The sequence below is a fragment of the Longibaculum muris genome (assembly GCF_004343035.1).
In the GTDB taxonomy this organism is placed as follows: domain Bacteria; phylum Bacillota_I; class Bacilli_A; order Erysipelotrichales; family Coprobacillaceae; genus Longibaculum; species Longibaculum muris.
This window is the reverse complement of the sequence record NZ_SMCQ01000033.1, coordinates 18,756-29,654: the sequence shown is the minus strand read 5'-3', so window position 1 is coordinate 29,654 and position 10,899 is coordinate 18,756. Positions and strand designations below refer to the sequence as shown.

Annotated in this window: 11 protein-coding genes; 2 read left to right on the top strand and 9 right to left on the bottom strand. The window is 30.2% G+C overall.

Going from position 1 to position 10,899, the window contains the following annotated elements:
* Positions 1–129: 129 nt before the first annotated feature.
* The 9 genes from EDD60_RS14945 to EDD60_RS16250 all read right to left on the bottom strand — a co-directional run bounded on the left by EDD60_RS14945 (position 130) and on the right by EDD60_RS16250 (position 8,201).
* Positions 130–468: a hypothetical protein gene (locus EDD60_RS14945; RefSeq protein ID WP_132226529.1), complete on the bottom strand. Its 339-nt coding sequence runs from the start codon at positions 466–468 to the stop codon at positions 130–132.
* A gap of 60 nt (positions 469–528) precedes the next feature.
* Entirely contained in the window at positions 529–1,248 is a 720-nt protein-coding gene (locus tag EDD60_RS14940) for a hypothetical protein (protein WP_066450480.1), read from the bottom strand.
* Complete coding sequence (locus EDD60_RS14935; RefSeq protein WP_066450483.1) at positions 1,242–1,646, bottom strand: cupin domain-containing protein; 405 nt, start codon at positions 1,644–1,646, stop codon at positions 1,242–1,244. Before EDD60_RS14935 ends, EDD60_RS14940 begins: the two co-directional genes overlap by 7 nt.
* A gap of 39 nt (positions 1,647–1,685) precedes the next feature.
* Positions 1,686–2,045 (bottom strand): molecular chaperone Hsp90, encoded by a 360-nt coding sequence (locus tag EDD60_RS14930; protein WP_066450486.1) that lies wholly within the window; start codon positions 2,043–2,045, stop codon positions 1,686–1,688.
* A gap of 150 nt (positions 2,046–2,195) precedes the next feature.
* Positions 2,196–2,501: a hypothetical protein gene (locus EDD60_RS14925; protein ID WP_066450490.1), complete on the bottom strand. Its 306-nt coding sequence runs from the start codon at positions 2,499–2,501 to the stop codon at positions 2,196–2,198.
* 82 nt (positions 2,502–2,583) lie between these two features.
* On the bottom strand, positions 2,584–3,519 hold the full coding sequence (locus tag EDD60_RS14920; RefSeq protein WP_066450493.1) for an AEC family transporter: 936 nt from the start codon (positions 3,517–3,519) through the stop codon (positions 2,584–2,586).
* Between the two features lie 137 nt (positions 3,520–3,656).
* Positions 3,657–5,921 (bottom strand): bifunctional diguanylate cyclase/phosphodiesterase, encoded by a 2,265-nt coding sequence (locus tag EDD60_RS14915; RefSeq protein ID WP_066450494.1) that lies wholly within the window; start codon positions 5,919–5,921, stop codon positions 3,657–3,659.
* A 133-nt stretch (positions 5,922–6,054) separates the two neighbouring features.
* Positions 6,055–7,224: a S8 family peptidase gene (locus tag EDD60_RS14910; RefSeq protein WP_066450497.1), complete on the bottom strand. Its 1,170-nt coding sequence runs from the start codon at positions 7,222–7,224 to the stop codon at positions 6,055–6,057.
* 17 nt (positions 7,225–7,241) lie between these two features.
* Positions 7,242–8,201, bottom strand: coding sequence for a hypothetical protein (locus EDD60_RS16250; protein WP_066450500.1), 960 nt, complete (start codon positions 8,199–8,201; stop codon positions 7,242–7,244).
* Positions 8,202–8,367: 166 nt separating this feature from the next.
* Between EDD60_RS16250 and EDD60_RS14900 the strand changes: the two genes are divergently transcribed.
* The gene (locus tag EDD60_RS14900) at positions 8,368–8,682 is read left to right on the top strand and encodes a hypothetical protein (RefSeq protein WP_066450503.1); all 315 of its coding nucleotides are present in this window, start codon (positions 8,368–8,370) and stop codon (positions 8,680–8,682) included.
* A gap of 35 nt (positions 8,683–8,717) precedes the next feature.
* On the top strand, positions 8,718–10,784 hold the full coding sequence (locus tag EDD60_RS14895) for a DUF11 domain-containing protein (protein ID WP_066450505.1): 2,067 nt from the start codon (positions 8,718–8,720) through the stop codon (positions 10,782–10,784).
* Positions 10,785–10,899 lie beyond the last annotated feature (115 nt).

The window sequence follows — 10,899 nt, the reverse complement described above, 5'->3', positions numbered from 1 at the left end:
TTTACGCATATTCGTTACAGAACCAAAAAGTCCTGAAACCGTTTATACACATTGGGTTCAGGACTTTTATTGCTTATAAATTGTCAAAGATGGGATTATATCATGAAACAAGAAAAGATAAAAAAGAAACTATTTTTTTGCATTTTTATAAAAATTTATTTTTTGTTGTAATTTTTGAATACTTAAACTATCAAATTCTGCTTGTTGATAATAGATAACTAAATGATGTGATAAAGCATAGGTATGATTGAAACTAGTATAAGAACAATCACTGCGATAAGGTATAAGATAAGCCTTAATGATGCCTATATAAATGATAAAAACATAACCATTATCTTCACCACAGTCTTGATAATATTGTTTTATTTGTGAAAATGAATAATGACGGTGTTCTTGAAAATCGCTTGCTAAACGATAATAATCACGTTTTGCATGTTGATATATTTTTAGTTTTTGTGATGGTTTCATATATTTATTATGATAATCATCACAAAAATCTAAACAAAAAAGTTCCCTTTATGAGAACTTCTATCTTTTATTTAAAAAACGTTGAGCTATTAATTCTAAGACAACCCCAATGATAAAGAATACAATAACACCAATGGCTATTTTTAGATAAAAAATCATTTGCGCATGTTCTTTTTGCCATGTATTATCAAGAGAATAGAAAACATATTTTGTAGAAACATTATAGTCTTTTGCATACTTTGATAATTTGGTTTTCGCAGTTTGACTCATTCCTTTCTTTTGTCCTAAAGGTAATTGAACTTGTTGACCATTTGCTATTTCACTAGCAAGCGAACGATTCATTTGGGCAAAAATATGATGACCATCTGGCAGTTCAATAATATAGTAAGGAAGATACCCAAAATTATAATCAATTGGACTTGTTTTAACAGTCGCTTTTTGACGCCATGATGTACCATTACGTCTTTTGGTATAATAATCTTCCCAAGGAGCCAATGTATAAACATTCGTTTTTTGAATACTTTTTGGCGTAACTGTCACATAATCAATATTATTTAAAACCTTATCCCACATTGTTATTGTTTTTAATGAAACAATATCTTTTCCTGCTGGTTTTCCCGTATAATCTGTTGTTTTATTTTTATCAATTTGACTTTGTGTTATTGCAGCTTGTTTGTTTTTTGACCATAAGTATGCTTCAACATCTCCTTTTAAATAAGCAAAAACACCACAAAAAATAGAGACCAAAGCAATGATGACATGAATCATCTTTTTTACCATAAATTTTCACAACCCCTTTTTATATTTTCTACAACTTCTTTATCATTTTTTATAAGTTCATGTTTATTGATCCCATTAGGAACAAAGCGAAAAACAGTAAATTCAACCTCTTGATCACTTTGATTAGCAAAAGTATGAACAGATTGTTGAACACGAATGATTTCCTTTTCTTTAAGAACTTTCTTTTTTCTTATATCATCTTCCACCCAATAGCAAGTCAAGCTTCCTTTTGTCACCATAATCACTTCTTCTATTTTAGAATGAAAATGCCATTGTTGTGAGGTATGTGGAGCAATGCTATTATAATGGATTTCAAATTCATCAAAAATAAAATAATGCACTTTGGTCCCATCTTTTTTATCCACATATATTGCATCATCTAAATAATAATATTCCATATTTCCCCTTCATTTTTTAAAATAGGCATTGTTGGATGCCTATTTTAAAAGTAAATCTTTCTTTTTCAAGATAGCTTCAGCAGCTTGGCAAGCTGGACAATCACAATAAAGTGCACCTTTGGCCTTGATTTCTTGAGCATGAGTTGAAATATCTTGAGCCATTTTTTCACCAAAGCATGCCTTTCCAGCATCCGACATAGCAAAACCAATCAAATCATCAATTGGCATGATATCTTCTTCTAATTCTTTTAAAAGTGCCTGAGCTTTTACTTTTTCTTCTGTCGTACCTAGTGCCTCTTTCCATGCAAGTGCGGCATCTTTTGCTTCTTGACAACATGATGAAGCATCCAACAATGCTTGAACATCCTTTAAAACTTCATTAAGTTCATTTTTTTCCATATGACTGACCTTCTTTCTTTATTCCATTATACACTTATTTTCATAAGAAAAAAAGAAACTTTAATTTCCTTAACATCATTGAATTCCTCAAAAAGCAGTTTTATATCTGTTTCATGAGTTATTGTAACAAATAATCAATGAAATTAAATTTTAATTTTTCTTTAAAAAATGTCCAATCAAAGCTCCCACAAAACTTATTCCACCATAAATAAATGTATATATCAATGCACTTTCATTATAAAATAAAAAGATTGTTGGTAAAAATAAGCAACCTACAACAAACGGAAATATGATCCATTGAATTTGTTTGTAGCCATACAGCAATGAAACAATAAATGTAATCAAAGGAATAAGACATAATAAAGCAATCATTGCAAGTATTGTCTCTTTTATAAATAATGGTAAACCATAAAAAACAAGTATTAATATTAACATATAGGGAATCATCTTTTTCATATATCTGCTCCTTAAATATTGATAATCTTATTTTATCATAATTATTTTACTGATAATAGAAAAAGAAGGATTTTCACCTTCTTTAAGCAATAAATATAACTACAACTGCATAAACAATTAAAGTAATAATCATGTTCAATGAAATAAATGCTGAAGTAAAGTTAGCATCCTCATCACTCTTATACAATGGAGAAATTTGCATAGGTAAAGCAAATCCTGTTGGACACATAAAATAGATAAGAACAGCCATTAAATATGTCTTTTCTGCCATAAGATGAGGGAATAAAATAAAGAATCCAGCAATGACCACAATATAAAAGATAACTCTCACAACTAACAATTTTAATATTGATCCAATTGTTGCTAAATTAATCTTTAAATTATATCCAATAACAAATAAGATCATTCCCATAATTGGTGCTGTTGCTGTTGAGACAGTATTTGTATAAACATCAATCAAAGCACTTTGAGATAACATATCATAAACACCTGTTAAATTAAGAATTAATCCTAACATAACTGCAATTACAAATGAATTGGTAAAAATGGTTTTCATTAATTCTTTAAAAGTTGTTTCTCCAGCACTCTTTTGAGCAACTAAAATCGGAATCACAACAAATGCTATTAATGTTCCTGCTAAATCAAAGATAACTGTATTGCTTGCATAAGCAACCCCAACAATAGATGTATAAAGAGGTAATGCAACATTTCCACCTTCACATGTTGTTAACATGAAATGTGAAATATGCGAAAAATGTTGACCTGTAAATTTTCCTAATAATTTTCCAATAACCATAGCTAATGAAAATGCAATAAATACATAAACCACAATGAATATTGCTGATGATTCAATTTTTGATGTTAATAAGATATTAAAAATTAATATTGGAAATAAGACATTGAAAACGATTGTATTAGCCCCTTCTTTTTGTTCTGGCGTAATAAATCCTTTTATTCTTGAAATCAAACCTAATAAGACCATAAATAAAACAGGAAATAATGTTGATAATGCTGTCATAAATTTCTCCTCCTTGACTTTTACATCTCTTATTTTATTCATTTCTATAAATATTTCAAATACCTATTATTCATAGTTTATTATACCTTCAAAGCATAATAACCCCCCCTTAGCTTATGTGCTTTGGGGATTTTTCATTATTCTATCTTCATCATTGGAACATCTAATTGAATAATTTTTTCAAATTCATCAACCGGAACAGGTTTAGAGAAAACATATCCTTGAATCATATCACATTCCATACTTCTTAATAATTCAACTTGAGGAATTGTTTCAATTCCTTCAGCAATGGTTTCCATTCCTAATTTCTTTGCTAAACGAATAACCGATTCAACAATATCATTTGCTCTTTGATTATTTTCTTTACCAAAGAAAACCTTATCTAATTTTAAAATATCTACTGGTATTTCTTTTAAAACATTTAATGAAGAATAACCACTTCCAAAATCATCCATTGAACATTTATAACCACAATTATGTATTTCATTAATAATATGACGTAAGATTTCAAGATTTTCAAAAACCACTGTTTCTGTTAATTCAATTTCAATTAATTCAGAAGGAATCTGATATTTTGATTGAATATTTTTATAATCCTTTAAGAAATCTGAATTTTGTAAATGATTTCTCGATAAGTTAACTGAAATAGGTAAAACATCTTTGCCTTCATCAATCCATTTTCTTAAAATTTGACATACTTTTTCAAAAACATACATATCTAATTTAACAATAAAGTTATTCTTTTCAAAGAAAGGAATAAAATCATTAGGAGGTATTAATCCATTTATTGGATTATCCCATCTGACTAAAGCTTCAGAGCCGATAACTTTTCCCGTCTTTAAACTTACTTTTGGCTGTAAGTAAACAATAAACTGTTCTTCTTCTAAAGCTTTTTCCATCATGTTTTCCATGTCTTTTTCTTTCATCATCTTTTGATGTTCAATATCATTATAATAAGCATTAGAACATAAGTAATAACTATTGATATCTTTTGCATTCTTACGTGCAATATTAGCTTTATCCCTAATAGAAACCAAATCTAAAGAACTATCTGTGACAATATAACTACCACAAGTAATTGGTAAAAAATATGGTACATTCTTTTGAATATCAAAACCATTAATATCATCAGATATTTTATTTAAACGTTCTTCAATAATATCTGGATCAGTAGTTTGTAAAATAATATTAAAATTATCTGCATTAATTCTCGCAACAAATTCATCATCTTTAATATTTTCTAAAATACATTCATGAATATGTTTAAGCACTTTATTTCCTAATTGACTCCCAAAGGAATCATTAATCAATTTAAACTTACGTAAATCTAAAGAAACAAAAGTAAAAGGTTTAAAATCTTTTAAAATCTTACGACACTCTAAATCAAAACGAATTTGCGTATATCCACCCGTAATTGAATCTTTATAAGCAATATCTGTAATTTCCTGATTTTTCTTAGCTGTAATTCTTAAAATAATAAAGACAACTACTAAAAATAAGAGAACAACACAGATTGTCAACGACAATAATGCATAATACATATATCCAGTAATATTTTGAGAATGTGCATCCGTTGGAACAATTGAAAGCAAATACCAATCTCCTTTGGCAAGTGGAGTATAAGTTAAAGAGCGTGATTCTTTGTTTTTAACATTAAATTCAACAATCCCACTCTTACCATCTTTAATATCTTGAATCATTTTATCTAATGAATAGCCTTTTTCCATAACTGATACTTTTTTAAATGTTTTAAAAAAGTTATCACCACCAATTAATGCATTGGTATTATTTGAATGCAAGATAAAATCGCCATCTTTTGAAATAATATGAGAAAAGCCACTTCCTGAAAATGTATCTGTATTTAATAATAATTTCATTGTTGATGGTGGTATCCAGCCTGCTACTGCCACAATATCAGCATCATGACCACGAAATGGAATAGCATATAATGCTCCACCTACATCACTATAAACCTTAACAAGTTTATTACTGACACCACCTTCACCACGAAGGGCATTTTTTATGACATCTACCTTGCTCATATCTTTTTTCCCTAAGCCATCAACATCCAAAACACCATCTTTATTAATAAAACCAATCCATTCAAAAGCACTATTATCAACAGTATCAAAAATTAAGTTTTGATATTGGTTTTTATCAACATGATTTAAATGTTGCGCTAAAATTGTTAATTGATCAATATTATGATTCACTCTTTGATTCACTTTATATGATGTTTGTTGAGATGTTTCAGTTAAATAGTTTTGAACTTCGGTATCTATAACCTCCTGTCCTTTTTGAGTAATTGTCCAAGACAATACTGCAACAATAATAAAAATCAGACCAAACAATCCTAAAACAAGATTTCTTTGTTTTTTTTCAATAAATAATATTCTTTTCATTTTGTCCCCTTATATAGCTTATATTTTTCACATTGGTATTGTAACATGGTTTACAAAATATTACATTGTTTTTATCATTTTTTAAAACAATTTTATGACTTTTGTCACAAAAAAAAGAGAATATCATGAAAAATCACTCTATTCTCTGTCTCATTTGTTGTTTTGCTCCCTCAAACATAGCTTCAAGATTAAGCAAACCACTGGTTTTTATTGTGTTTTTTAATTGTGGAAGCTTTGTCACATTATTTAAAATAATGTTTTTAATGGCTAGAGGTGACAATGATGGAAAGTATGATTTTAATAAAGCCGCTGCTCCAGCCACATGTGGTGCTGCCATTGATGTTCCATTTAATGGTGAATAACCACCTTGTAAATCCAAACTTAAGATACTTGTTCCAGGCGCAGCAATATCAACACTCTTTATCCCATAATTAGAAAAACCTGCTAATTCATTTGAAGGTGAAATGGCGGCAACGGAAATAATATTTGCACTTTCATAAGTTGCTGGATAAATTGGATAAATATCATTGTTTTCTCCATTATTTCCTGCTGAAGCAATAAACAAACCATCATATTGATCAATTGCTTGCTTTAAAGCTAAAGAATAAACCCGTCCACCCCAGCTTGCGTTTAAAATAGGAATATGAAAAGCATTCGCAAAATCAATCGCCGCAATAGCTGAGGCAACATCCAATCCAAACTTCATGGATACAACCTTTACATTCCAACAGACTCCAGTAATTCCAATATAATTATTACCGACTGCTCCAACTGTACCTGCAACGTGCGTTCCATGTCCGTCCACATCCATTGAAAACTGATTATCATCAGCAAAATTCCATCCATTAACAATCCTTCCTTGTGGAGATTGCCACATATTCCTTCTAATATCAGGATGGCTGTCATCTATCCCTGTATCAATAATACCAACAACAACTTCTTGACTTCCCGTTGTATAATTCCAAGCAAGTGGCGCTTTAATCTTTTGAATACCCCAAAGCTGACTATAAAGTGGATCATTAGCATTCAAATGCTTGTTTTCAATATAATCAGCTTCAACATAATCAATATCAGGATACATAGCTATCTTTTCAATCGCATCAAAAACTGCCTGTGGATGTTTATCTTTCAATCTAACAAGAAAAATATCTCCTTCATCATTTTGCGAATGAAAAATCAATTCAACGTTCTCATATTCAATGTCCTGTAAAACTACATTTAAGCTTTCATATAGCTTTTGTTTTGAATTCATCTTCTGACGAAAAGCCATAATAACCTTTCCTGGCTCGTATTCGTTATTCATAATACCTCTCCATTCGTCTAACGACACTCTTTTTCTTGTAAAATTGCTTGAAGTTTACTATAGAGTACATTTTCTAAAAGCATCACTTGTGTGATTGTTTGATTGACTGATTGATCAATCTTTAATAAATCACAAACATCAGTTGCTATATCAATTGCCTTTTGGATTTTTTCACCTTCTGCATTGATAATATGTGATAAGGCTGTTTCTTGTAAAGCAATGGATTCAAGTATGTCACATACTCTTTTTTCAACACAAGGAATCGTGCAACAATTTTCTTTACAACATGAACATGGTTCTATACAAATAACACATCTTAAAAGGCATATTCGACAATTTTTAATGGCTAAGATAAGAAATTCTAAAGTTTGCTGATCACAATGAGATGTTAAAACAATATCAATAATCTTATAATCACAAGGAATACAGAATTGTTTAATAAGACATCCATCTTGGTGGAATAAATAAAGACATTGCTGATCTTTATGCCAAACAATAACAATATAATATAACCCAAAATCTAAAAAGCAATGATAACTCTCTTGATTAAGATTTTGACTTAACAAAAAGACTTCCCCATTATCATTCATTTCTATCATTTGATTATCAAAAACAATAATCAATGCATCATGATTTTCACTATAAGTGATATTCATTATCTTAGCATAAGGTTCTTTATATTCACTAATACAAAAATAATTCATTTCTTCTAATTGATGATTTAATTGATAAACATATTCTGATTGATTCATATCAACAGCATAAAAGCAATCTTTTTTCTTATTATAACAAATCAATTGATAAGGTCTATTCATATGATATTCTTTCACAAACTGAAATTGTTCATCCAGCATTACAATGGCATTTTCTTTAGGATTTGTTAAATAAAAAGATTGACCATCAAAAGTCATATTTTGATAAAGAGAATGTCTTTGTTTAGGTAAATCATTTATGAGTTCTAATTGAAGCTCATCCATTTTCGCACCTCCTCTTTTATTCATATCACTTTATCATATGTATTTTGATAAAAAGTGTGTTCTGGTTATATTCCTTACACATTGTTTTTAAATAAACATACTATATTTTGAAGAATCATGAGATATCAATTCATTATTCTTTCAATAAGAATGGGAGGTGATTTAAATGGGAATGCCAGTCATTACGCCAGGAAATGGCACAAGAGAACAAGCCATTACCGATTTAATTGAATCTGTTGCTTTACAAGAAGCAGCTTTGTCACATATTTTAAATGCTGAAGGAGAAAAGATTCAAGCTGTTGTCGCAATGGAAAATGTCACGCCTGAAGAATTACTAATGGTTAATCAATCAGTTGAAAATATGACCAATACAATTGCTCGTTTAGAGATACTATTGCAATCAAAATTAGAACTCTTTGATTTCAATAATTCACCAATCATTTCTTCTACTTCTCAAGTTTATTCCTCAATAATCACATGATTTTTTTATTCAATTCATAAAAGGAGGTGAAAAATATGGCCAATATAACTGGTAGAGTTATCTTTGATCGCGATCGAAGTGCATCAATCACATCAGGTGATAGTGGTATTGCTAATGTATCTATAGTTTTACAAAATATAACAACATCTTTAAGGTTAACGGTTCTTACTGATAGTAATGGAAATTATACTTTTACCAATGTTCCTAATGGACAATATCGCATTGTTGAATCGTATGGTACACCTGGTGTGGCAACCCCTGGAAATTTTAATAATGCAACTATTGGACCTATACCAGAAGGAATCAATCCACCAATTTTTACCGTTAACAATCCACCAACAGGCTCAACCAATTTAGATTCATTAAGTCCTGATACACTCTTTGTTACAGTCAATGATACTGACATAACAAATCAAAATTTCTTAAATGGGCCAGTCATCTATACCCCAATCGAAGATATATTAGATCCTTGTGCCATCACTACTGATGAAAACTTAATTACTGATGCCGATAATGGCACATTTGGCTTTTTCCCAGCTGGTACTCCACCTAATACAGGGGCACCAGTGGAACCATACCCCGAAGTCACTCCAGATTTCACTTATGTTTTACCAAATCCAGATGTTTTTACTCCATTAGATGGTGAATATACCGTTCAAAATATCATGACTAATTCGATGAGCACGAATATTGGTGCCTGGTGGCGCATTGCGGATCATACAGTTGGTAACGAGACAGGTCGTATGACGATTGTCAATGGGTTCAATCCTGGGGCAATATTCTTTAAAAGTGTTGTCAATGTTCAACCAAATACCAATTATTTATTTTCTGCCTGGATTTTAAATCTTTTCAAAGTTCCTGGTTATCCAAATCCAGAACTCGGTGTAGTTATTTTAGATCAAAATAACAATGTTATTTATCAAGCAACATTAGGTGCTTTAATCCCTGTCAATACCAATGCTCCTGAATGGAAAGAAATCGGAACAGTCATTAATTCTTTAAACAATACAACCTTAACTGTAGAATTTTTGAGTGAAGGTCCTGAAGTCATTGGAAATGACTATGCAATTGATGATATTTCATTAACTGAAATTCTTGTTCCTGAATTTACTCCTGTTAAAACTGTCAATCGTTCCATTGTTGATGTTGGTGAAACAGTCCAATATAGTGTTACATTAACCAATACGTGTACAAGTCCACTAACTGATTTATTTTTCCAAGATACTATTCCTAATGGTTTATCCTTTGTTTTAGGAAGTGTTTTGATTAATCAAGTTTCATTTGCTGATGCGAATCCAAATATTGGTTTTGCTTTACCGGATGTTCAAGGTGGTGAAAGTGTAACTGTCACATTTGAAGCAAGAGCTGATTTTATTCCCGCTGTTAATCCAACAATCAATACTGCGCATATCCGCTATGCCTATACTCCAGTTATTGGAGGTATTCCTGGTATTTATGATATCACAACCAATGAAGTGGCTGTAACTATTCAAGCATTGGCTGATTTAGCCATTCAAAAAACTGCATTTCTTAATCCTGTTGAACCAGGAACTGATATAACTTTTGAAATAAATATCACAAATTTAGGTCCTTCTTCAGCCGAAAATGTTATCCTAACCGATGCTATTCCACCATTTTTAACCCAAGTACAATATTCAATTGATGGTGGTACAACATTCTTTCCATGGATTGGTACTTTGAATCTAGGAACACTCTTTAATCAACAAACAAGAACTATTCTCATTCAAGCGACTATTCCAGAAACTATAACTTCGCCATTTATCAATACTGCAAGTGTAACTTCATCAACTCCAGATCCTAATCCTAATAATAACACTGATACTATCATCGTTTTTATTTTAACGCCTAGATGTCAAGCATTTACTGATGTTATTCAATCTGTCGCTATGCAAGAAACTGCCCTATCGCATATTTTAAATGCCGAAGGAGAAAAAATTCAAAGATTTGTCAATATGGAAAATATAAGTTCAAATCAAATGTTAACATTAAATCAATCTGTTCAATCACTTATCAATTCAATAACAAGATTAGAATCAATATTACAAGCTAAACTTCAAAAAGTATCTTCAACCAACTGTTAAAAACCGGATAAGTTTTCTTATCCAGTTTTTTGATAAAATTATAAAAGCTTTATTCTTACTTTATCTAAATTTTTTCCTAATGTTCTTTCAATTGAATATAATAAAAAAATAATAA